This is a genomic window from Blautia sp. TF10-30, assembly GCF_003481245.1.
In the GTDB taxonomy this organism is placed as follows: domain Bacteria; phylum Bacillota; class Clostridia; order Lachnospirales; family Lachnospiraceae; genus Fusicatenibacter; species Fusicatenibacter saccharivorans.
The window spans coordinates 114,497-135,956 of sequence record NZ_QUKM01000001.1; the positions used below are offsets into that span (position 1 = coordinate 114,497).

Genomic DNA, 21,460 nt, shown 5'->3' on the forward strand with positions numbered 1-21,460 from the left:
GGGTTGCCCTTTGACAACAAGATCTTTCTTCTTTTATTTTCGGATCTGTCCCGTTCCGTATACGATATTTTTAATCGATGTCAGCGCCAGCAGTCCCATCGGGCCTCTGGCGTGGAGTTTTTGGGTGCTGATTCCGATTTCGGCGCCGTAGCCGAATTCGAAGCCGTCGGTGAAGCGGGTGGAGGCGTTGACGTAGACTACAGCTGCATCGATTTCGTCCAGGAATTTCTGGGCGTGGGTGTAGTTGTTGGTGATGATTGCTTCGGAGTGTTTTGTGTTGTAGTGGTTGATGTGTGCAATCGCTTCGTCGATGGAAGAGACGGTTTTGATGGACACGATGTAGTCGAGATACTCTTTTCCCCAGTCCTCTTCTGTCGCTTCTTCTGCTTCCGGCATGTATTCTCTTGCCTTTTCGTCTGCGCGCATTTCCACATGTTTTTCTTTTAATCGTTCCTCCAGAACCGGGAGCAGTTTTTCACGTACATTTTCGTGTACCACAATCGATTCACATGCATTACATACGCCAACGCGCTGTGTTTTTGCGTTCAGAATAATATCCACTGCCATGGAAAGATCGGCTGTCTCATCCACGTAGATATGACAGTTTCCGGTTCCCGTCTCAATGACAGGAATCGTGCTGTTTTCCACGACAGCGCGGATCAGTCCGGCGCCGCCGCGTGGGATCAGGACATCGACATAGCGGTTCATCTTCATAAACTGCGCCGTCGTCTCGCGGGAGGTATCTTCGATCAGAAGCAGGGCGTCTTCCGGCACCTGCTCCTCTTTCAGTGTTTTCCGAAGAGAGGCAACAATCGCCGTATTCGAGTGGATTGCATCGCTTCCGCCTTTTAAAATCACGACATTTCCCGTTTTGAAGCAGAGTGCAAATGCATCCGCCGTCACATTTGGGCGTGCCTCGTAGATGATGCCGACAACACCGAGCGGAACACGTTTCTGTCCGATCAGAAGACCGTTCGGGCGTTTTTTCATTCCCAGCACTTCCCCGATTGGGTCGTCCAGTTCGGATACCTGACACATGCCTTCTGCCATTGCTTCAATCCGGCTTTTGTCCAGAAAGAGCCGGTCCAGAAGTCCCTGAGACATGCCTTTTTCTTTTCCATGCTCCATATCCAGCGCATTGGCCGCGATAATCGTTTCGGCGTCTGCCACAAGGTTTTCCGCTGCTTTTTTCAGCACACGGTTTTTCTTCTCCGTCTCCATGATTCGAAGCACAGGCTCCGCCTGGCGGGCTCTCGTTCCGATTTCTTCCAGCTTCATCATACTCGTCTCCTCCTCGTGTTGTCTTATCGTAATTGGCTTAACGGTAAATCTTCTGCTCTGTCACCAGCATCTGCGGCAGAACATCCGTCTCTTCAAACGGCACCGCATCAAACAGCTGAAACTCAAACGCCGCTGCAACCGTTGTAAACCCTGGATGTGCGGCAAGAAAGCGGTCATAAAATCCTTTTCCATATCCTACTCTGTGGCGCGCCGGATCAAAGGCCACACCGGGTACCAGCAGAAAGCCCTCTTCCCGCGTGCAGACCTTTCCGCCGTCCGGCTCCATAATGCCAAAATAGCCGGATTTCAGCGTGGAGAAATCTTTGATCTCATAATAAACCATATCATCGCCTTCCACGCGCGGCACAGCGACCGTCTTTCCCATTTGCAGGGCCTTCTCGATCAGATCCCGTGTCATGACTTCTTTTTTGAAGTCCATATACGCAAAAAAGCAGTCCGCATCCAGAAACTCCGGCAGAGCCGTGATTTTTTCATAAATCATACGGCTCTTTTCCTGAATTTCTTCCTGTGTGGCTGCTCTTCTTCGGGCAAAAACTTCTTTTCTAATGTTTCCTTTTGCTTCCATAGCGCTCCCCCAGATTTACGATTGTTCCGTCTTTCTCCTGCACATCAATATTGTCGAGCTGGGTACGGAGGTTCATTTTCACGGCTGCAATATATTCTCTCCGCAGCTTCTGCTGCTCTTCTTTCTCCGCCGGTGTCAGCCCCTCTGCTTTCGCCTTGCGGGCAAGTTCGTTGATTCTCTGTATATTAATTTCCATTTTCTGTATTTTTCTCCTTTGTTTCAACTCACAGTCGGTATTTTCACAGAGTCTGACATGTCGAAAATAGTTCGACTGTGACTCGCCTCATGTCAGTGGAGGATACCGATTTCTCTCCGCCTGCCACTACCGTTATGTTTCTTTTAACAATTCATCCCACCGCTTTAGAAGCGAGGGACTTGCTTGATTCGGTTAAATGACCGGATTTTCTTTTTATCTTACCGCAAAACACAGGATCTGTCCAGCCGATCTGAGAAAAATCCTGAAATCCAGCTTTATCACCGGATTTCAGTCTCATCTGCATAATTATCTAAAACAATCAGAACCCATGTTTTTCCAAGATTCAGTTTAATCTCCTCTCCATTGCTGTCCCGGTACTTTGTGACACCCCACGGATCATCCTTGCTCCATGTCACGTCGATGGCCTTTCCGCTTGTGATATACGTTCCCATTCCGCCGTTTACCACATCAATATCGAGATATTCCGCATTGTCATCATACTTTTTCCAGGAACAGTACTGCACGATAATGTTCTTCACCGCAAGCTGTTCCTGTGTCATCTCATCGATCTGCGGTTCCCCGAACTGATAACGCAAATACGTGCCGCTCGCCTCATCGTACGAAAACCATGGATTATTGTGGAAATATCCACCCGGTGCCACATAGGCGGCATTTCGTCCCTGTTCCAGCGTTTCCGGTTCTGTCTCGGATGCAAACTGGAAAAATCCGTCATAACCGTCTTTGTAAGATGTCCGGTAGCCGCAGAGATCGATTCCCGCTGCAATCCCGGCCGCATCCAAATACGCATTGTGCGGCGACGGACGATCCGACGTCCGGTAATACACCTGTTCCGAATACTCCATGCCATTCACATTGTCTATGTGATCCGATTCGAGCAGCGGAATCGCATACGCCGCCTGTCCATAGTGGTAATACAGAGCGTCAAATCCCGCTGCCAGATACACATAATATTCGCGGCAACTCCGCACCGATCCGATCTTTTCGAGATCATCATAGTTTTCAAACAGCCCCATCAGGCGCGTAATGCCGCCTTCGACCGGCGCTTCATAGATCACTCCCGCACGGCTGATACCGCTCTGCGGGCAGGCGCTGATGATATTGCTCAGCATAACCGCCACCGGGCGCCTTCTTCCCTGTACTTCGGCGACAGGTTCTCCTGTCAGATAACTTTTCACCATACCTTCCGGCAGCGCATCCTCCGCGGGTGTCGGCTCAATCGCTTCCGGAACCAGCGGTTCCGGTGCCGGATCTTCGGTCGGGGCCGGTGGTTCCGTAGCTTTCGTTTCTGTCTTGCTTTCCCCTGCTGTCTCTTCTGAGACATAAGAAGTTCCTGCCGATGCAGTTTCCGGTGCCGTTTCCCCAATTTTCCGGCATCCGAACAGCATCATGCTTCCCAGCAGAGCAATCCCCAATGTGTAAAACCCTCTCTTTTTGATAAAGACCCCTCCTTTTCTTCTTTCAATCAGTCTCTTGTGATACCGAGACGCTGCAGCACCTCTTCCTGCTTTGCCTCCATCACGGCTGCTTCCTCCGGTGTCATATGATCATAACCCAGAAGATGCAGCATACTGTGTGCAACAAGAAAAGCAAATTCGCGTCTTAAAGAATGACCGTATTCCTCCGCCTGCGCTCTTGCGCGCGCAACAGAAATCACAATATCACCCAGCATCAGCTCACCGCTGTCCGGGTTAAAACAGTCATCTCCCTCTTCCGTCTCCAGAAAATCGAACGAAGCCGGAGAAGGATAATCTACCATCGGGAAAGAAAGCACGTCTGTCTCCCGGTCAATGTTTCTGTGTTCCCGGTTCATGGTGCGGATATTTTCCGGATCAGTCAGAATCAGTTCTACTTCTGCCTCATACGGGCACGCTTCCTGATCCAGCACACCATTGATTACCGCTGCTGCAACCTCTTCCGGATCAAATCCAAGGTCAAAATCCTGTTCATTTTCAAACGTCAGTGTCATTTATTTTCCCTCCGTTTTCTCGTCGTACTTTTTGCTCTGCCGCTGTGATTTTCCGGCTTTGCTTTCTTTTCATATTCATCGTAAGCCTGTACAATCTTCTGCACCAGCGGATGACGGACAACGTCCTTGCTCGTCAGCTCGCAGAAGGAAATTCCGTCTACTTTTTTCAGTACCTGCATTGCCACATCAAGGCCGGAGCGTGTACCGGAAGGAAGGTCCTTCTGAGAGGCATCTCCGGTTACAATGACTTTGGAACCGAAACCGATACGGGTCAGGAACATCTTCATCTGCGCCGGTGTCGTATTCTGTGCCTCATCAAGGATAATAAACGCATTGTCGAGCGTACGGCCTCGCATGTACGCGAGCGGCGCAACCTCAATCAGGCCTTTTTCCATGTTTTTCTGGAAGCTCTCTGCTCCCATGATCTGATACAGCGCGTCGTAGAGCGGCCGCAGATACGGGTCAATTTTACTCTGCAGGTCGCCAGGCAGGAAACCGAGTTTTTCACCCGCCTCAATCGCCGGACGCGTCAGGATAATACGGCCTACCTCATCGTTTCGGAATGCCGTGATCGCCATCGCCATCGCAAGGTACGTTTTTCCGGTTCCGGCAGGGCCGACGCCGAAGACGATCATCTTTTCCCGGATCGCATCCACGTACGCTTTCTGACCGAGTGTTTTCGGTTTGACCGGACGGCCTGCGACCGTGTGGCAGATGCAGTCACTGTCGATTTCAGCAAGGCTGCTTCCGCTGTCCTCCATAACAAGTGAGATTGCATAATTGACGTTCTGTGTGTTGATATCATTTCCGCGGCGTGAGAGCTCCAGAAGCTGTGTCAGACATTCCTTTGCGCGCGCTGCATTCGATGCCGGGCCCACAATTTTTAAAACGCCGTCCCGGGAGATCAGCGTAACCGCCAGGGATCTCTCCAGGATTTTGATGTGTTCATCAAACTGGCCGAATACTTTCTTTTCATGTTCGATGGGCAGTTCCATCTGCAGTTCTATCATGTTGTTATTGCTGTTCATCTACCATTGTTTCCTTTCCATCCGACATCTTCTGCATTTCGCAGGGCTGTGCTTCTACGGCCCGTTCTATCACGCGAAGTGTCCCTTTTGTGATACATGACGTATCGTTAAGTTCTATTGTAACATGATTCTCCGATATTTGAAGTCCTTTTTCTGATAAATTTCTGTGGAATTTCTGATAATTCTGCGAGGCTTTTTCTTTTGCCTCGTGTTCTGAGTAGGTTTCTTTCTGAACTTCAAAAGGAAATTTCTGACGGTAGCCGAAATAAAACGGAAGGGCAAAGTTTTCTGTCAGATAAAGCTGCTGAAGGGACACTTCCTCGTCTGCTCCATTTTCCCTTTTCTCTGTTTTCTGATCCGCCGTTCCGGTCATGCTCCGCAAACTCTCCACAAAATTCTCCGGCAGCAGATTTCCAAGGAAAAATCGGTAAGCAGAAATCTGGAATACCGGCGTTTTTTTCTCTGCTTTCTGATATGTCCGTACCGTATGGGAAAGCGGAAAGGTATCATAATAGTACCACGTCGTCTCAAGGTCAATATCCGCGTCTGCGTGAACATAAGAATAATCATACGTTTCCCCACTGTCATTCACAAGCGGAATCTCGCCCTTTACAAGAATGTCTCCCGCTTGACATGTATCACCGGGGAGCACCTGCGGAATGCCGTTCCGTGTGATAATACGCACGACCGTCCCTTCTTTTTTCGCCACAAGATTCTGCGGATCATCTGCTTTTTCTTCGATCACATAGCCGTCTACGTTTTCTTTTACCGCAAGGACAAGCTGCGTCCCTTCTATTTTTGCGGACACCCAGGTCAGATTCGGAAACTGCTCCCGCAAATACGATGCGGTCTGGCTGCAGTCCACACGTTTTTTCCAGCTTCCATGATGAATCCCGGCCGCGTCAAGGCTGTTTAAGATCGTCTGCGTACTGTTCGCGTAATTTCCTTCCACATGAATATTCCAGATGAACTGCGACAGCGTGTAAAGTCCCGCCAGGCAGAGAAAAATACCAATAAAAAATGCCTTTCTTTTTAAACTTCGCCGGTAAAAGAAAGGCAGTCCCTGTTTTTTCTGTATTCGGATGCGCACACCGCTCTTGCGGCGGATCGGCAGGAGGCGGAAAAAATCTTCCGGCAGAAGGCTCATCTCAAAGCAGCCCTGATGTTCTGTCACGTCCCACAGTGTGATGTTATGGTGCCCGCACAGATTGAAAAAACGCTCCGGTTCACGGCCCGTCACACGAATCCGCACACTGCCTTTCCAGAAAACCTTTCCCCTCTGCAAACGCACACCCCCTTTTCAGCATTGGAATGATTGGAATCATTACACTTATTGAAACGTCGCCTGATCGATTCTCCCTTCCACCCGCATCTCCTCCCCGGAATACGAAACAATCCGGATTCCCTCTCCCACAAGGAGCAGCCTGCCATATTGTGTAAGCACACAGAGGCGGCACGCATTATATTCCAGAATCCTGCGGAAATTTTCAATCTGCACTTCTCTCCCGCCGTAAAACGTCACAACCGGCTCGCCAAAAGCAAGATCTGACGGAACCTGCATCGCCGAAAGCAGCTCCCCGCCCGGCGGATGGAGTGATTTTTTCTGCTTTTTCTTTTTTCGCATCCAAAACCTCCTCCGCTTTGCGGGTCTGCTTTTTGTTCTATCGCTATTTTATGCAGAAAAAAGCACAAAAATACCCCACAGCCGCTGGGGTTTCCTGCCCGATCAGGCTGCGGGGTTTCATTTCTCTTTTTTAAAAACATTTTTTGCAGGGTTCATACCCCTGGGCTTCTGCATTTTCTCTCGTCATCTGAGCTTCCGTTACCTGTGGTTCTTCAGCAGTCACTGCCGGCTGCGTTTCTTCCGCTGCCTGCGTTTCAACGGTTTCTTCCGCCGCAGCTTCTATGGTTGGCTCAGGGGTCGGCGTTTCGGTTGGAGCAGCCGTTGGAGTTGGTGTCTCAGTCGCTGTCGGTGTTGGTGTTTCGGTCGGCGTCGCTTTTTTCGCCGGCTCTGCCGTAGCGCTGACGGAAACAGACTCCGCAGATGCTTCATTCCCCCTCCTGTGTATTTTCTGAATTTCTTACAGCGAAATCCTCTATTATAAATACGTTTGAAAGAATGGAAAATTACATCACAGATTACGATTCTTTATAGAAAATCATGCTGAACCATATGACCATATGCTCGCCGAGGTAATAATCCATCATGTTTTTTTCAATCAGGTTTGCAACAACGATGCCGTGGCTCTCGATGCATGGATGCATCAGTTCAAGATGGCGGCAGCCGCCTCTCGGGTAGGTACATTTATCACAGAGCTGGCAGGAATCGGAGGAAAGGGCGAAGGTGAGCAGGGTTTTGTCTTTTAAATGCTGCTCGATTTCGCGTGTGATTTTTTCGTGCTCCGATTTTGTTTTTAATGTCTCATCCATATCCATGATGTTGTCCACTTCTGCGATGCTGGAGAAGAACAGAACGTGATCGTAGTTCATGCAACGCTCCTTACAGACTTCAACAGTGCCGACCGCCGGCGGGCAGGACCAGGAGGCTCCGTAGCGGGAGCACTCCTTTTTGCAGATCTGGCGGACCCGGTCATTGAATTCGATGTCCTCCGGTTTTACAAATGCATACTGATAGATAGGAAACTGGGTAATATATTCTTCGATTTCTGTCTGTGTCATTTTGTCATCCCTTCTCTTTTGTTACAGATCTTTTTCAAAAAAAGCAAATACCATATTCCAGTACGTCTGGAGCATGCGCCCTCTGGTTCCAAACAATTCATGCTTTGCGCCCGGTACTTTTACCATTTTTGCCATGCCGGGACGGCGTTCTGCCATTTTCCGGATCATCCGCTCCTGGGCACGGTTGGACACAAGATGATCGTTCTCCGCCTGAAATAAAAGGACAGGAGCCTCGATCCGTTTCCATCCGCTCCGCATCAGATCGCGGTACAGATGTGCGGCGGCATGGAGCCATCCGTAAGAAGCGGCATTTAGGTGATACAGCGGCTCTTTTTCCCGCTTCTGCTGGTAATAGAGAAAGCGCGGACGGGAGAGGGACGAACTTTGTTTAAAGCTTTCGATTCCCTGGTATGGTTTCTGTCCTACCACATACTGTGTGCCTCGTTCTGTGGCACAGGCAAAAGCTGCGATCCGTTTTGCATCGGCGAACGGCACTTTTCCGGTCAGCGGACGGATCATCGGCGAACTCAAGACCACTTTCCGGAACAGATGCGGCGCTTTGGCGGCCGCTGCTGCTGCGATTCCGCCGCCCATCGAGTGAGAATAGAGAACGAGCGGAAGACCGCATGCCTCTGCTTTTGCTTTTCGTGCAACAAAGAGCAGATCTTCTACATAACGATGGTAGGAATCGACATAAACAAGCGACGGATCATCCACCAGACGGTAGCTCTTTCCGTGGCCGCAGTGTTCCGGCAGATAAACATGAAAATGCTCTTTGATAAAATAATACACGATCTCTTTATATTTCTCTGCATTTTCCGTAAAACCGTGTGAGATTACAACAACACCTCTCGGGCGGAATGCGCGGTAACGAAGAACATGAATCGGATGACCGCTCTCCCTTTCCCAGTAAAATTCTTCTGCATGAGCGGCGAGGTACGGCTCCACACCATTCTGCATCCGCTCCGCGTAATTTTTTTCCTGTAATACGCGTGTTCTCATTAGCAAATCACCTGCTTTCATCCAGATACGAAAGGATATCCTGAAGATTGTCGATGGTACAGTCCGGTGTAACTTCAATTTTGTTCGGAAGATGATCCGGGTTGTACCAGCAGGTCAGGATTCCTGCATTTTTTCCGCCGCGGATATCACTTGTGAGGGAGTCGCCGACGATCACAACCTCATCCGGTGCATAACTTCCGATTTCGTTCCATACCGCATCAAAAAAAGCCTTCTGCGGCTTGTCCACACCGACCTGTTCCGAGATAAAAACGCCGTCCAGAAGCTGATCAAGCCCGGAAAAGCGGAGTTTACGCTCCTGTGCAACAGTGGTTCCATTTGTTACTGCATACTGTTTTACGGTAGCTTTCAGCCGTTTTACCAGTTCATCTCCGTGATCGCAGAAGAAAGCCTTATCGCCGAGGCGGATCTGATATTCATCATTGAATACCTTTACCTGATCCGTCGGCAGTCCTTCCGATTCAAAAAATTCATGGAATCGTCCAAGCATCACCTGTTCTCTCGTAAGCTCTCCCGTCTCCAGCCGCTCCCAGTAACCGCGGTTGATCACGCTGTAGCGCTGCAGCATTTCGTCCGTGCAGGTTCCCATATGAAACTTGTTGAAACAGTACTCAATTGCATATCGTTCCGACATCTTAAAATTCAGAAGTGTTCCGTCGATGTCCCACAAAATTACTTTTATCAAAGAGAAATCCTCCCTTGGTTTCATTTGTATTTTCCAATTATCTGTTTTTCATTCTAGCATAGATTACAAATACGATCAATTGTATTTTAGGCATTGTATCTTTTGAGAAAAAGTGCTACGATAAAAAAGAATTTCCGTGAAAAAGAAAAGGAAGAAGGAAGAAACACTATGAAATTTACTTATCCAGCCGTTTTTCATAAAACCGAACAGGGAACCTACGAAGGTTATTTTCCAGATCTCGCCTGCTGCTATGCAAAAGGGGATACCCTCGACGAGGCGCTGGAAGATGCCATTCACTCCGCCTATGACTGGATCTCTCTGGAACTGACGGAAGAAGAACCTGATTTTCCGCCGGTATCGGATGTGGCAGATCTCGGGAAAAGCGAAGGTGAAATTGCAAGAAATATTGCCGTCAACATCCGGCTTTTTGAGGGATGGGACGAATAAGTTCAAAAAAGAGAAAGAAAACCGTATTGCTGCGATATTCAAAACGCGGCGATACGGTTTTCTTTTTATCTCTTCCAGGTTTTCAGCATCTCTTTTTCTTCTTTGCTGATCCGCAGCGACTCTCTGATTTTCTGAATTGTTTTGTTATGTGTCCAGTCATCGAGACTGTTTTCTTTCAGCAGTTTCTGTGTTTTTTCCGGAAAATGAATATAACAGATCGATACTGCCCAGGCGACGGCCATTTTTACGTAATAGCCATCGTGATGAATCTTTTTCATCTCCTCCAGCACAGCATCGATATACGCTTCGTTGATAAAAAAGTCCAGCAGACACACAACACCAAACCGGATTTCATATTCCCGGCTGCTTTTCAGCCATTTCTGCAGATATCCATACCAATACTCCTGGTCTTTCTTCATAAAATGGCACGTTGCACAGGAGCTGTCACAGATTCCCCAGCTGTTGATCATCGGCACGAAGCGGTCCAGTTCTGCCGTCTGTTCTTCACGGGTCAGCTTTCCGTAGCCGATCATCATTCCGCGGATCAGAAGCTCCTCGTAGACTTCCGGATTAAACTGTTCGGTATAAACTTCATAATGGTCTCTTGCTGTCGCTTTTGCAATCCGTCGCGAAACCGGAATGCGGACACCAAGAATCCGACAGTTCTGTCCCGGAACAAGAGAGCTGTGAAATTCCCGGTATTTTGCATCTATATTGCTTTCCAGTTCTGCCCGAATGGCCTGCATTACTTCCTGTTCCATATGATTTCCCCTCTCTTTTCTTTCTCTTTAAGATGTTTTACACGCTTTTTACAAATGTTTAACCCTGTTATTTCTGCACTTCTGATAAGATAAAATTAAAGTAAACGATAACATCCACCCTGCCAAATGCCAGATCTTTTCCGGCTGAAAGGTGAGTCTTATGAGAAAGAAATATACATTTTTTCAAAATATCCCATTCCTGTGCAAATTTCAGAAGCAGCCAGCCCTTGCAGAAGAAGCGCCAGTTGTTTCCACAACGCTGTCTATTCCGTTTTCCGGACCCGCAGAAAGATCCTTATATTTTACCGAAAACCCGGATTTTACCGCTCCCTCTGCCGGTATCCATTCCCGTCGTTTTCCGGGAAGCCGGATCTTTCTATATTCCAGCGATCCCGAGCACGATCTTGCGGCAGTTCCATCCTCTCTTTTCGATGTGCTGCACCGCTATTTTGCCGTCCATTCACCGGATGATGTCGTTTTATGGAAAGATGGCATTCTCTCCTTCCAGACCATGGAAAATCAGCCGCAACCGTTGACTGCTCTTTGTACACCGGATGATGCACGGGATTCCAAAATCATTCCGTTCCCCACACTGTCAGAACGGCAGCGCATTTTACAGTAACTGCTATTTAGCCAAACCAGCAGGAGCATGATGGAAAATACCCCTTTCCGTCATGCTCCATTTTTTACTTAATTCCGAGAATTCCACTAATCCGCTCTTTCGAAAGCCCCGCGCCGATTACAATCAGCACTTCCTGGCTCTCCGGCACTGCCTGGAATGTCATCTGTTCCCGCGTCGCATTGATTTCGCTCCACACAGTTTCGCCCGTCTTTACAATTCCTTTGATCCGGAATACATTGCCGCATGATGAATCCGCAAAGATTGCTTCTGCTGCCTTTTTCAGCGCTTCTTCCGTAATCTTCGGCTCCAGAAAGCAGAGCGAATCAAATGTCTGCTGCTCGCCGAAATCCAGCTTCCGGTAATCCTCCGAACGGTAATTGCATTCGGAGAGCATTTTGAAATCATCCTCTGTCAGATCATCCCAGTTTTTCTGTAAAATTTCTGCATCAGAAAACTGTCTTCTGCAGCCTGCCTGCTCGAGCGTGCGGTTCAGATGGGCAATCGTTTCTTCTTTCTTTTCCTCCGAAACATTCTGTACTTTGCTCAGCACGATTTTACCAGCGTTCGCCGCCTCGGAAGCCAGCAGATACTCTTCTTCCTCCGACAGCTTCTCATCGAGCCCGGCATCCAGAATCGTGATGACGCTTCCCGCCTCATACCAGCGGTTCAGCGGCTCGTCATACAGCGTGTCAAAGAACTCATCCACATCGTAAATCCCCGACGGTTCCACGAGAATGCGGTCGTAGCCGCTCATGCCCATCGAGATCAGTTTCGTGCGGAATCGTCTGCGGTGTGTCTCTTTGTCGCATCCGCCGGAAATCATCTCCAGCTCGCACTGATCGCCGCGCAGTTCCTGCAGAAGCAGCATATCCACATTGACTGCCCCAAAATCATTCTCCAGGATGCCGATGTTCTTTCCCTGTGCCATCAGATACTTTGCGTACTGTTTCAAAAAAGTCGTCTTCCCTGAGCCAAGGAAGCCTGTAATCAGATCAATTTTAATCATTTCTGCTGTCCTTTCTGCTGTCTTTTTCCGTCTGCAGCCTGCGGAGCTTCGAACACTCTATTTTCGTCTGCGCTCTTTGCCGGTAAATATATCGATGTCTATGCGCCATACGGCAACGCGCTCCACCATCTCCGGCAGAAAAGCGATCTTCGCCTCCGGTGCGATATGCGCCATGATTTTTTCCAGGCCTTTCTTCTTTACCTCCGGATCTGTCACCTCCGTGATGGTTCCGTTTCCCATGATACTGCGGTACGCATAGGAATACGCACACGTATAGTCACCTGTAATCACTTCATGGTTGTAATCCATCTCCACCGCCACGCGCGGATCCGCTGCAAATGCAGCCGCCTTCCGCCCTTCTTTTGCCCCATGCAGGTACAGACAGACGTGAAGAGTTCCATCTTCTTCCCGGACATCATATCCATAATTCATCGGCACGATAAACATGCCTTCCTCATCCATCGCCCCGATCCGCACAACCTCGCAGCTTTCCAGAATTTCTCTTAAAATTTCAGGATCTGTAATCTCCCGCTTTTTTAAACGCATTTCACGCATCGCAATCACACCTCTCTTATTCGCAGCTATTTATGATATGGCTCCCCGCAGTTAATGCGGTAGCTCCGGTAAATCTGTTCCAGCAGAATAACCCGCATCAACTGATGCGGAAATGTCATTTTCGAAAAACTGAGCGCATAGTTCGAACGCTTCAGAACTTCCTCGCCAAGCCCTAAGGAACCACCGATCACAAAAATAATATGGCTCGTTCCCTGCACGCCGAGCGTATCTATTTTCTGGGCCAGCTCCTCGGATGTGAGCTGTTTTCCCTTAATTTCCAATGTAATCAGATAAGCGTCATCCCGGATATATTTGAGAAGGCGCTCTGCTTCTTTGTTTTTGATATTTGTCTCTACGGTTTCACTCGCGTTGTCCGGTGTCTTTTCATCCGCCACCTCGATAATTTCCAGCTTTGCATAGCGGCTGAGGCGCTTCGAATACTCGGCAATCGCATCCCGCAGATATTTTTCTTTGATTTTTCCTACTGTCAATACTGTAATTTTCATTCTGTAATCTTAAAACCCTTTCGGATATCTGTCAAAAACACCAAAAGCCATATAGATCACTTCTTGTCCGCGTCTATATGGCTTTTAGTTTAGAAAAGCAATGCCTTATGCATTTTTGCTTTTGATATACTCATCAATTCCTTTAGCTCCGGCTTTTCCGGCACCCATAGCAAGGATAACGGTTGCTGCACCTGTTACAGCGTCACCGCCGGCGTAAACGCCCTCTTTGCTGGTCTTTCCGGTTTCTTCCTCAGCTACGATACATTTTCTTCTGTTGACATCCAGACCGTAGGTGGTGGAAGAAATCAGCGGGTTCGGGGAAGTACCAAGAGACATGATAACTTCGTCTACTTCAATTTCGAACTCAGATCCTGGAATCTCAACCGGTCTTCTTCTTCCGGAAGCGTCCGGCTCGCCAAGTTCCATACGGATGCAGCGGATACCGGTTACCCAGTCTTTGTCGTCGGTCAGAATTTCTACCGGGTTGGTCAGAAGGTCGAAGATGATACCTTCCTCTTTTGCATGATGAACTTCCTCTGCACGGGCCGGAAGCTCTGCCTCAGAACGACGGTAAATAACGTGTACCTCTGCGCCGAGACGAAGTGCGGTTCTTGCAGCGTCCATAGCTACGTTGCCGCCGCCGACTACAGCAACTTTCTTGCCGTGTGCGATCGGGGTATCGTAATCATCGCGGAATGCTTTCATCAGGTTGTTTCTGGTCAGGAACTCGTTTGCGGAGAATACGCCGTTTGCGTTCTCACCCGGGATTCCCATGAACATCGGAAGGCCTGCACCGGAACCGATGAAGACTGCTTCAAATCCTTCGTCTTTTAACAGCTCGTCGATGGTAACGGATTTTCCGATGATAACGTTGGTCTCAATTTTAACACCGAGAGATTTTACGTTCTCGATTTCAGCGGCAACTACTTTGTCTTTCGGAAGACGGAACTCCGGAATACCGTAACTTAATACACCGCCGGCTTTGTGAAGTGCCTCGAAGATGGTTACATCGTAGCCAAGTTTTGCAAGGTCTCCTGCGCAGGTAAGACCTGCAGGGCCGGAACCGATAACCGCGATCTTGTGGCCGTTTTTCTCTGCTGCCGGAACCGGTTTGATACCGTTTTCTTTTGCCCAGTCAGCAACGAAACGCTCCAGTTTGCCGATGGAAACAGCGTCGCCTTTGATTCCGCGGACACATTTGCCCTCGCACTGGCTCTCCTGCGGACATACACGGCCGCAGACTGCCGGGAGTGCACTGGACTCACCGATAATTTTGTATGCTTCCTCGAAGTTTCCCTCTTTTACCTGTGCAATGAATGCCGGAATGTTGATATTAACCGGGCATCCTGTGATACATTTTGCATTTTTACAGCCCAGGCAGCGCTGTGCTTCTTCTACTGCTTCGTCTTTGTTGTATCCAAGACATACCTCGTCAAAATTTGTGGCACGTACCTTCGGCTCCTGCTCACGTACCGGTACTCTGTTTAATCCCTTTGCCATTATTTGTCACCTCCGCACTGGCCGCATCCACCGTGATGGGTTGCGCCTTCCTGGTATCTTAAGAGAGCTCTTCCCTCTTCTGTCTTATACATCTGCTGACGTTTCATAGCCAGGTCGAAGTCTACCAGATGACCGTCAAACTCCGGTCCGTCTACGCAGGCAAATTTTACTTCATTGCCTACCATTAGACGACAGGCACCGCACATACCGGTTCCGTCTACCATGATCGGGTTCATGCTGACAACGGTCGGGATGTTCAGTTCTTTTGTCAGAAGACATACGAATTTCATCATGATCATCGGTCCGATGGCAACACAGACATCATACTGTTTGCCCTGGTTCTGTACAAGGTCGCGGAGTACATCGGTACCCATACCTTTTCTTACGTAAGAACCATCGTCTGTGGTTATGTACAGATTGCTGACAGCAGACATTTCTTTCTCGAGAATAACGAGATCTTTTGTCTTTGCTCCGACAATGGCGTCAGCAGTGATTCCATGCTCATGCAGCCATTTTAACTGCGGGTAAACCGGTGCAGTTCCAACACCGCCGGCTACGAATACGATCCGTTTTTTCTTCAGTTCTTCGATATCTTCGCTGCAGAACTCGGACGGCTGCCCCAGAGGTCCTACGAAATCCATGAAAGCATCTCCCGCTTTGAGATCTTTCATTTTTTTGGTAGATTCTCCGATCGGCATGAATACGATGGTGATAGTTCCTGCTTCTCTATCGTAATCACAAATGGTCAGAGGAATTCTTTCTCCTTCTTCATCTGCCTTGACAATAACAAACTGTCCAGGGAGGCAGTGCTGTGCTACTCGCGGTGCTTCTACTACCATACGGTAGATATTATTCGCGAGCATTTCCGCTTCTTGAATCTTGTACATAATATCCTCCTAATCTTGTTAGAAATATTTTAACAAAAGCACGACTTGGATTTTCGCGCATTTTATGTTAATACTTTATCACGTTTCCGGTTATTTGTAAACAACGGACAACATCTTTTCCCATCATCCGTGTTCCTCCAGATAATTTTCGAACTGTTCCATGGACATCAGAACTTTTCTCGGCTTGGTTCCTTCCTCCGGTCCTACGACACCGGCATCCGCGAGCTGGTCCATGATTCTGGCCGCGCGGTTGAAACCGATTTTCAGCACTCTCTGGAGCATGCCGATCGATGCCTTATCTTTTTCGATGATAAATTTTCCGGCTTCCACGAAGTAATTATCGCGGTTATCTCCGCCGCCTGCGGCAGAACCGCCATCCAGGCTTACGGTGTGAATCCGTTTTTCGATATCCGGATCATAAGCGTTCTCGCCGTAGTGATCTTTTAAGTAGGCAACGACATCGCTGACCTCTTTATCCGAAACAAAGGATCCCTGCAGACGGGCCGGTTTCTGGTAATCCTGCGGCTTGTAGAGCATATCGCCTTTTCCAAGCAGTTTTTCCGCACCTCCCATGTCGAGGATCGTACGGGAATCTACGCTGGAAGAAACCGAGAATGCAATACGGGACGGCATATTTGCCTTGATAAGACCAGTGATGACATTGACGGAAGGTCTCTGTGTTGCAATAATCAGATGGATGCCGGCCGCACGGGCAAGCTGTGCCAGACGGCAGATCGCATCCTCCACTTCTCCCGGCGCAACCATCATCAGGTCGGCAAGCTCATCCACGATAATGACGATCTGCGGCAGTTTTTCCGGTTTTTTGCCGTTTTCATCCGGCGGCAGCTCGGCAACTTTTGCATTGTAGCCTTTCATATCGCGCACGTTGAATTCCGCAAATTTGTTATAACGGTCTGTCATCTCCGCAACCGCCCAGTTCAGAGCTCCGGAAGCCTTTTTCGGGTCTGTGACAACAGGAATAAAAAGGTGCGGAATGCCGTTATAAACAGAAAGCTCAACGACCTTCGGGTCGATCATGATCAGTTTGACGTCTTCCGGTTTTGCCTTATAAATAATACTCATAATCAGTGTGTTGATGCAGACCGATTTACCGGAACCGGTCGCACCGGCGATCAGAAGATGAGGCATTTTCGCGATATCTGCGATGACCGGCTGACCGGCGATGTCTTTTCCGACAGCAAAGGCCAGATTCGAAGAAAAGTTCTTAAACTCCGGTGTTTCAAGAAGATCACGCAGCATCACGGCCGTGTTCGTCTTATTTGGAACCTCGATTCCGACTGCGGATTTTCCCGGGATCGGTGCCTCAATGCGGACATCTGCTGCTGCAAGACTCAGCTTGATATCGTCGGTCAATCCGACAATCCGGCTTACTTTCACGCCCTGTTCCGGCATCAGCTCATACCGTGTGACGGTCGGTCCGCAGCTTACGTTATTGACTGTAACTTTGACACCGAAGCTGTCCAGCGTCTCCTCCAGTTTCCGCGCTACTTCCCGCAAATGCGCATCGGAATCGCCCATGGCACCGCGCATCCCTTTTTTCAGAAGATTCATCGGCGGTGTTTTGTACTCCGGCCGCTTTTCCTCTGCTTTTTTCCCGATTTCCTGACGAATGCCGTCTATATCCGCCTCGATCTCTTCACAGGAAGACCGCGGATTTCTCGTATGATCCGCAGACGTTTTCTCTTTTTTCGCCTCTTCTGCAGCTTGCCGTGTCATCTCCGGTCCTGTCTTTTCCGGCTCTTCAGCCGGCACAGAACCACGGTGAATCGAAAGCTCCGGCGTCTCCATCTGATGGGTATCGTCGTTTTCGTTTAAATCAGCCTTCGATTCCACATGAGAAAGAAGGCGGGATTTCTTTTTCTTCCCGGCTTTTTTCGGTTCCTCCACTGGCTCAAGAATCAGCTCTTTTCCTTCCTCTTCCTCCATCGCAGCTTGGCGCGCCAGACGCTCCTGGCGGCGCTCCTCCGCCATCCGGCGGTGGTCATTCGTCTTTTCATGGATCGGCGCGAGAATCGGCTTCTGCGTCATCACGATCACGGAAATCACGATGGCGATCACAATAATCACCCACGCACCGATCTGGCCGAATCCCATGCCGAGAATTTTCACGACAGACCCTCCTAAGATTCCTCCGCCGAGATGATCGTAGGCGCTGTCAAAATAGTAATCCAGAAATGTCGTATCTCTCGTATAGCCGGACGCCAGAAGCTGCATAAAAGCGCAGAAAAAGACGAAGCAGCTGATCGCTCCCCCGGTTTTCCGCACAATTAAAAAGTTCTGTCTGTTTGCTATGTAAAATGCTGTTCCAAAGAAGATCAGAACCGGTGCTGCCCACTCTGTCACGCCGAAAAGGCCGAAAAAGAAGTCGCAGACAGCCTGTCCGATCACGCCGCCCATACCGAAATTACTGAGCATCAGCAGAATCGAAACAGCAAGCACGGAAAGCAGAATAATTTCTGCGCGCACTCCCTCGTCCATCGGCTCACGGACTGTGTTTTTCCTTGTGCCGGAGGTACGTTTTGCGGTACTGCTCTTTTTCGCCGTTGTTTTTCTGGCCGTTGTTTGGGTCTGTTTCTTTTTTGCTGTTCCGGAAGCAGAAGTTTTTTTCTTTGTCTTCCCGCTTCCCTTTGTTGTATTTGCCATGCAGAACTTCTCCCCTTTCTCGTATTACAGCAGAAAATATCCTGCAATGGAGAATGTCCCGACAAGAAGACAGTACAAAGCAAAATATTTCAGTTTCCGTTTTTTCACCACACGCATCAGAATGCGGATCGTAAAGTAACCGGCAAGTGCCGCCATGAAAACGCCGACCAGATATACCGGATGAAAAACAATTTTATTTTTTCCCATGGTCGCAATTTCAACGATCGTTGCCCCGATAATCGCCGGAACACTCACAATCAGAGAGTATTTCACAGCGTACGAACGGGTCATGCCGCCGATCACACACGCAGAAATAGTCGAACCAAGACGGGAAAGACCCGGAATCGTGGAAAAGCCTTGGAAGAATCCGGCAATCAGTGCATCTTTCGGCTTCAAATTTTTCTGCGTTTTTTCTCCCTCCGGAAGCATATCTGCCACCACAAGCAGAATCGCCGTCAGATACAGACCAACGCCAGGTGCCAGCAGATTCGAGGAGGTCAGTGTGACAAGGCTCTGAATCATGCCGCCGATTACAGCAGTCGGGATGGTGGTCAGAATCAGCAGGAAAGCAAGCATACGGTAGTTGCTGCCGAGTACCTTCCGGTACTGCTTTCTCTCCTGATGCTGACTGGAAAAGTGTTCCTTTAAATTATGAAACAGATCGATTATGATTCCGCACAGCGCGAGGAAGAGACGTTTCCATTCCTTCGAAAATGTGAGCAGAATTGCAATCATGGAGCCAAAGTGCAAAAGCACATTGAAAAACACCGTCTGCGTATCTTCGATCTTCATAAAGTGACGGAAGATAATCAGATGTGCGGAGCTGCTGATCGGCAGGAATTCCGTGATTCCCTGGATCAGGCCCAGAAATAAAGCTTCTATTACTGTCATTTTTTTATCCTGTTCCCTTATTTTTCTCTTTTGTGAAAGTCCGGCCAAAACTTCCGTTCGAATTTTCACAGCGAACTCATTCTAACACAAAATCCCCTGAAACACAAGCCGCGCCGTGAAGTCAATTTTCTGTCCCTGCTGCCTTTTTCATCAGCTCATTCAGCTTTTCGAGCGCGCGGGCAATGCCGCCGACCTCGTCGATCAGGCCTTCTTCCACTGCCTGCGGGCCGTCCAGCATTGTTCCGACATCCTTGACCAGCATTTTCGTATCGAGCATCAGCTCCTCGAGCCGTTCCTTGGTGATTTTAGAATGGGCCGATACAAAACCTGTGATCCGATCCTGCGTCTTTTCCATATTACGGTACGTCTGTGCAACACCGATGAACATGCCGTTTGTACGCACCGGGTGAATGACCATGGTGGCACTCGGCACGATCAGCGAATAGTCTGCTGCAACGGCGAGCGGGACACCGATCGAATGACCACCCCCTAAAACGAGCGATACCGCAGGCTTTCGCATGGACGCAATCATCTCTGCAATTGCAAGACCGGCCTCCACATCTCCGCCTACGGTATTCAGGAGAATCAGAAGACCATCAATACTTTTGTCCTCCTCGGCACGGGCAAGAGCAGGGAGAATGTGCTCATAGCGCGTCGCTTTCGTGCGCTCGCCGAGTGATTCATGCCCCTCCACCTCGCCGATGATGGACAGCAGATAAATGTTGGTCTTCAGTTCTACAATATTTTCTTTTTCTGTCTGGTTTTTCTGTGATTCTGCCATACGGATTTCCTCTTTTCTGCTATTCCAAAATAGCTTCATCAGTATGCGCAGATTCTTATGATTCTATGTAATTTCCAGTGAAATTACTCGTCCAGGTTGGTATATACGTACTGTACGTCGTCGTCGTCATCCAGCAGATCCAGGGTACGGTTCAGGTCTTTTAATGCCTGCGGATCGGTCAGCTCTACGTAGGTCTGTGGGATCATGGTAACGTCTGCCTCTGCCATGGCGATACCGTCTTTCTCCAGAGCCTCACGTACTGCGGAGAAGTCATCCGGATCGGTGATGATTTCGTAGCTGTCCTCTTCGTCTGCGAAGTCTTCTGCGCCTGCATCCAGAGCAAGCATCATCAGATCGTCAGCATCCATTTCGCACTCTTCTTTGTCGATGATGATCTGGCCTTTTTTGTCGAACATGTAGGATACGCATCCCGGTGTTCCAACGCTTCCGTTTCCTTTGGTGAAAGCGCTTCTTACGTTTGCTGCGGTACGGTTCTTGTTGTCGGTCAGAGTCTCTACGATGATCGCGATACCATTCGGGCCATAACCTTCGTAGGTGATACGCTCGTAGTTGTCTGCGTTTGCATCTCCGGCAGCTTTTTTAATACCGCGGTCGATGGTATCGTTCGGCATGTTGTTTGCTTTTGCTTTTGCGATAACGTCACGCAGCTTGCTGTTGTTTGCCGGATCCGGTCCGCCCTCTTTGACAGCGATTACGATCTCACGGCCGATGATGGTAAAGATTTTACCTTTTTTTGCGTCGTTTTTTTCTTTCTTATGCTTAATATTGGCAAATTTTGAATGTCCTGACATACCTCTTTTGTCTCCTTTATTTAAAGTATTACTTTTCTGTAAAAAGGTTTCCCCGAAAAACGGCAGAAGCCCATATAATATAGAATATAGCACGATCTTTCTCATTCGTCAACCGTGAACCGCGCCAAAAATACCCCTTATGTAGGCAGATCTAGGCTGATTTTCAGTGCTTCGTTCACAAGGGCCAGCTGTTCCGGCGTCAGATGACAGATTTTATCTTTCAGCCTTCTCTTATCGATCGTCCGAAGCTGTTCCAGTAAAATAACAGAATCCCGTACAATCCCATAGGCGGACGCTTCGATCTCAATGTGCGTCGGCAGCTTCGCCTTATTCATCCTCGATGTAATCGCCGCACAGATCACCGTCGGACTGTGCCGGTTGCCGATGTCATTCTGAATGATCAGCACCGGACGGACACCGCCCTGCTCACTTCCCACAACGGGCCGCAGGTCGGCATAATATACATCGCCACGCTTGATTACCACTTGTGCTCACTCTCCGATTCTTTCCGTTTTGCTTTCCCATACGATAACGATCCGGCGTTTTACGCCTTTTAAAATCGTTTC

Annotated in this window: 24 protein-coding genes; 2 read left to right on the forward strand and 22 right to left on the reverse strand. The window is 48.9% G+C overall.

Going from position 1 to position 21,460, the window contains the following annotated elements:
* Positions 1-33: 33 nt before the first annotated feature.
* From DXD02_RS00525 to DXD02_RS00570, 11 genes are all read right to left on the reverse strand, one after another.
* On the reverse strand, positions 34-1,278 hold the full coding sequence (locus DXD02_RS00525) for a glutamate-5-semialdehyde dehydrogenase (RefSeq protein ID WP_055267915.1): 1,245 nt from the start codon (positions 1,276-1,278) through the stop codon (positions 34-36).
* 40 nt (positions 1,279-1,318) lie between these two features.
* Positions 1,319-1,867: a 5-formyltetrahydrofolate cyclo-ligase gene (locus DXD02_RS00530; protein WP_055228183.1), complete on the reverse strand. Its 549-nt coding sequence runs from the start codon at positions 1,865-1,867 to the stop codon at positions 1,319-1,321.
* The gene (locus DXD02_RS15540) at positions 1,845-2,063 is read right to left on the reverse strand and encodes a DUF896 domain-containing protein (RefSeq protein ID WP_055267865.1); all 219 of its coding nucleotides are present in this window, start codon (positions 2,061-2,063) and stop codon (positions 1,845-1,847) included. Before DXD02_RS15540 ends, DXD02_RS00530 begins: the two co-directional genes overlap by 23 nt.
* A 278-nt stretch (positions 2,064-2,341) precedes the next feature.
* Positions 2,342-3,496 carry a DUF3048 domain-containing protein gene (locus tag DXD02_RS00535; protein WP_055267863.1) on the reverse strand — a complete coding sequence of 385 codons (1,155 nt, stop codon included), beginning with the start codon at positions 3,494-3,496 and terminating at the stop codon, positions 2,342-2,344.
* A gap of 50 nt (positions 3,497-3,546) precedes the next feature.
* Positions 3,547-4,050: an rRNA maturation RNase YbeY gene (gene ybeY / locus DXD02_RS00540; protein WP_055228185.1), complete on the reverse strand. Its 504-nt coding sequence runs from the start codon at positions 4,048-4,050 to the stop codon at positions 3,547-3,549.
* Entirely contained in the window at positions 4,047-5,078 is a 1,032-nt protein-coding gene (locus tag DXD02_RS00545; RefSeq protein ID WP_055267861.1) for a PhoH family protein, read from the reverse strand. Before DXD02_RS00545 ends, ybeY begins: the two co-directional genes overlap by 4 nt.
* Positions 5,065-6,363: a sporulation protein YqfD gene (locus DXD02_RS00550; protein WP_055267859.1), complete on the reverse strand. Its 1,299-nt coding sequence runs from the start codon at positions 6,361-6,363 to the stop codon at positions 5,065-5,067. The genes DXD02_RS00545 and DXD02_RS00550 overlap by 14 nt, the downstream gene beginning before the upstream one ends.
* A gap of 45 nt (positions 6,364-6,408) precedes the next feature.
* On the reverse strand, positions 6,409-6,702 hold the full coding sequence (locus DXD02_RS00555; protein WP_055267857.1) for a YabP/YqfC family sporulation protein: 294 nt from the start codon (positions 6,700-6,702) through the stop codon (positions 6,409-6,411).
* A 515-nt stretch (positions 6,703-7,217) separates the two neighbouring features.
* On the reverse strand, positions 7,218-7,757 hold the full coding sequence (locus DXD02_RS00560) for a DUF2284 domain-containing protein (RefSeq protein WP_055217961.1): 540 nt from the start codon (positions 7,755-7,757) through the stop codon (positions 7,218-7,220).
* A 21-nt stretch (positions 7,758-7,778) separates the two neighbouring features.
* A complete protein-coding gene (locus tag DXD02_RS00565) occupies positions 7,779-8,759 on the reverse strand; it encodes an alpha/beta fold hydrolase (protein WP_118594418.1) in 981 nt (326 codons plus the stop codon).
* Between the two features lie 7 nt (positions 8,760-8,766).
* Positions 8,767-9,462, reverse strand: a complete 696-nt coding sequence (locus DXD02_RS00570) for a YjjG family noncanonical pyrimidine nucleotidase (protein ID WP_158564995.1) — start codon at positions 9,460-9,462, stop codon at positions 8,767-8,769.
* Positions 9,463-9,630: 168 nt separating this feature from the next.
* On the opposite strand from DXD02_RS00570, the gene DXD02_RS00575 reads away from it, so the two are divergent.
* Positions 9,631-9,909, forward strand: coding sequence for a type II toxin-antitoxin system HicB family antitoxin (locus DXD02_RS00575; protein WP_055228190.1), 279 nt, complete (start codon positions 9,631-9,633; stop codon positions 9,907-9,909).
* 65 nt (positions 9,910-9,974) lie between these two features.
* On the opposite strand, the gene DXD02_RS00580 is transcribed toward DXD02_RS00575, so the two are convergent.
* Entirely contained in the window at positions 9,975-10,670 is a 696-nt protein-coding gene (locus tag DXD02_RS00580) for a DNA alkylation repair protein (protein ID WP_022462562.1), read from the reverse strand.
* 160 nt (positions 10,671-10,830) lie between these two features.
* Here DXD02_RS00580 and DXD02_RS00585 point away from each other — a divergent pair, with 160 nt between their 5' ends.
* Positions 10,831-11,292, forward strand: coding sequence for a hypothetical protein (locus DXD02_RS00585; RefSeq protein WP_117812766.1), 462 nt, complete (start codon positions 10,831-10,833; stop codon positions 11,290-11,292).
* A gap of 64 nt (positions 11,293-11,356) precedes the next feature.
* On the opposite strand, the gene DXD02_RS00590 is transcribed toward DXD02_RS00585, so the two are convergent.
* The 10 genes from DXD02_RS00590 to DXD02_RS00635 all read right to left on the reverse strand — a co-directional run bounded on the left by DXD02_RS00590 (position 11,357) and on the right by DXD02_RS00635 (position 21,379).
* On the reverse strand, positions 11,357-12,298 hold the full coding sequence (locus DXD02_RS00590) for a GTP-binding protein (protein WP_117812765.1): 942 nt from the start codon (positions 12,296-12,298) through the stop codon (positions 11,357-11,359).
* Positions 12,299-12,355: 57 nt separating this feature from the next.
* Complete coding sequence (locus DXD02_RS00595; RefSeq protein ID WP_117812764.1) at positions 12,356-12,853, reverse strand: pyridoxamine 5'-phosphate oxidase family protein; 498 nt, start codon at positions 12,851-12,853, stop codon at positions 12,356-12,358.
* Positions 12,854-12,879: 26 nt separating this feature from the next.
* Positions 12,880-13,359, reverse strand: a complete 480-nt coding sequence (gene rlmH / locus DXD02_RS00600) for a 23S rRNA (pseudouridine(1915)-N(3))-methyltransferase RlmH (RefSeq protein ID WP_117508974.1) — start codon at positions 13,357-13,359, stop codon at positions 12,880-12,882.
* 105 nt (positions 13,360-13,464) lie between these two features.
* Positions 13,465-14,859, reverse strand: a complete 1,395-nt coding sequence (gene gltA / locus DXD02_RS00605; RefSeq protein ID WP_022462566.1) for an NADPH-dependent glutamate synthase — start codon at positions 14,857-14,859, stop codon at positions 13,465-13,467.
* Positions 14,859-15,746 carry a sulfide/dihydroorotate dehydrogenase-like FAD/NAD-binding protein gene (locus DXD02_RS00610; RefSeq protein WP_055217977.1) on the reverse strand — a complete coding sequence of 296 codons (888 nt, stop codon included), beginning with the start codon at positions 15,744-15,746 and terminating at the stop codon, positions 14,859-14,861. The genes gltA and DXD02_RS00610 overlap by 1 nt, the downstream gene beginning before the upstream one ends.
* A gap of 123 nt (positions 15,747-15,869) precedes the next feature.
* Positions 15,870-18,410, reverse strand: coding sequence for an FtsK/SpoIIIE family DNA translocase (locus DXD02_RS00615; protein WP_055267847.1), 2,541 nt, complete (start codon positions 18,408-18,410; stop codon positions 15,870-15,872).
* A gap of 24 nt (positions 18,411-18,434) precedes the next feature.
* On the reverse strand, positions 18,435-19,301 hold the full coding sequence (locus DXD02_RS00620; protein WP_022462569.1) for an undecaprenyl-diphosphate phosphatase: 867 nt from the start codon (positions 19,299-19,301) through the stop codon (positions 18,435-18,437).
* Between the two features lie 121 nt (positions 19,302-19,422).
* Entirely contained in the window at positions 19,423-20,082 is a 660-nt protein-coding gene (locus DXD02_RS00625; protein WP_022462570.1) for a ClpP family protease, read from the reverse strand.
* 83 nt (positions 20,083-20,165) lie between these two features.
* Positions 20,166-20,894, reverse strand: coding sequence for a YebC/PmpR family DNA-binding transcriptional regulator (locus DXD02_RS00630; RefSeq protein ID WP_022462571.1), 729 nt, complete (start codon positions 20,892-20,894; stop codon positions 20,166-20,168).
* A gap of 137 nt (positions 20,895-21,031) precedes the next feature.
* Positions 21,032-21,379: a type II toxin-antitoxin system PemK/MazF family toxin gene (locus tag DXD02_RS00635; RefSeq protein ID WP_022462572.1), complete on the reverse strand. Its 348-nt coding sequence runs from the start codon at positions 21,377-21,379 to the stop codon at positions 21,032-21,034.
* Positions 21,380-21,460: the final 81 nt, after the last annotated feature.

Bases quoted from the DNA above. Each gene is read 5' to 3' on its own strand.
- DXD02_RS00525 (WP_055267915.1), bottom strand. From the start codon at position 1,278: ATGAAGCTGGAAGAAATCGGAACGAGAGCCCGCCAGGCGGAGCCTGTG.
- DXD02_RS00530 (WP_055228183.1), bottom strand. From the start codon at position 1,867: ATGGAAGCAAAAGGAAACATTAGAAAAGAAGTTTTTGCCCGAAGAAGA.
- DXD02_RS15540 (WP_055267865.1), bottom strand. From the start codon at position 2,063: ATGGAAATTAATATACAGAGAATCAACGAACTTGCCCGCAAGGCGAAA.
- ybeY (WP_055228185.1), bottom strand. From the start codon at position 4,050: ATGACACTGACGTTTGAAAATGAACAGGATTTTGACCTTGGATTTGAT.
- DXD02_RS00545 (WP_055267861.1), bottom strand. From the start codon at position 5,078: ATGAACAGCAATAACAACATGATAGAACTGCAGATGGAACTGCCCATC.
- DXD02_RS00555 (WP_055267857.1), bottom strand. From the start codon at position 6,702: ATGCGAAAAAAGAAAAAGCAGAAAAAATCACTCCATCCGCCGGGCGGG.
- DXD02_RS00560 (WP_055217961.1), bottom strand. From the start codon at position 7,757: ATGACACAGACAGAAATCGAAGAATATATTACCCAGTTTCCTATCTAT.
- DXD02_RS00565 (WP_118594418.1), bottom strand. From the start codon at position 8,759: ATGAGAACACGCGTATTACAGGAAAAAAATTACGCGGAGCGGATGCAG.
- DXD02_RS00575 (WP_055228190.1), top strand. From the start codon at position 9,631: ATGAAATTTACTTATCCAGCCGTTTTTCATAAAACCGAACAGGGAACC.
- DXD02_RS00580 (WP_022462562.1), bottom strand. From the start codon at position 10,670: ATGGAACAGGAAGTAATGCAGGCCATTCGGGCAGAACTGGAAAGCAAT.
- DXD02_RS00585 (WP_117812766.1), top strand. From the start codon at position 10,831: ATGAGAAAGAAATATACATTTTTTCAAAATATCCCATTCCTGTGCAAA.
- DXD02_RS00590 (WP_117812765.1), bottom strand. From the start codon at position 12,298: ATGATTAAAATTGATCTGATTACAGGCTTCCTTGGCTCAGGGAAGACG.
- DXD02_RS00595 (WP_117812764.1), bottom strand. From the start codon at position 12,853: ATGCGTGAAATGCGTTTAAAAAAGCGGGAGATTACAGATCCTGAAATT.
- rlmH (WP_117508974.1), bottom strand. From the start codon at position 13,359: ATGAAAATTACAGTATTGACAGTAGGAAAAATCAAAGAAAAATATCTG.
- gltA (WP_022462566.1), bottom strand. From the start codon at position 14,859: ATGGCAAAGGGATTAAACAGAGTACCGGTACGTGAGCAGGAGCCGAAG.
- DXD02_RS00610 (WP_055217977.1), bottom strand. From the start codon at position 15,746: ATGTACAAGATTCAAGAAGCGGAAATGCTCGCGAATAATATCTACCGT.
- DXD02_RS00615 (WP_055267847.1), bottom strand. From the start codon at position 18,410: ATGGCAAATACAACAAAGGGAAGCGGGAAGACAAAGAAAAAAACTTCT.
- DXD02_RS00620 (WP_022462569.1), bottom strand. From the start codon at position 19,301: ATGACAGTAATAGAAGCTTTATTTCTGGGCCTGATCCAGGGAATCACG.
- DXD02_RS00625 (WP_022462570.1), bottom strand. From the start codon at position 20,082: ATGGCAGAATCACAGAAAAACCAGACAGAAAAAGAAAATATTGTAGAA.
- DXD02_RS00630 (WP_022462571.1), bottom strand. From the start codon at position 20,894: ATGTCAGGACATTCAAAATTTGCCAATATTAAGCATAAGAAAGAAAAA.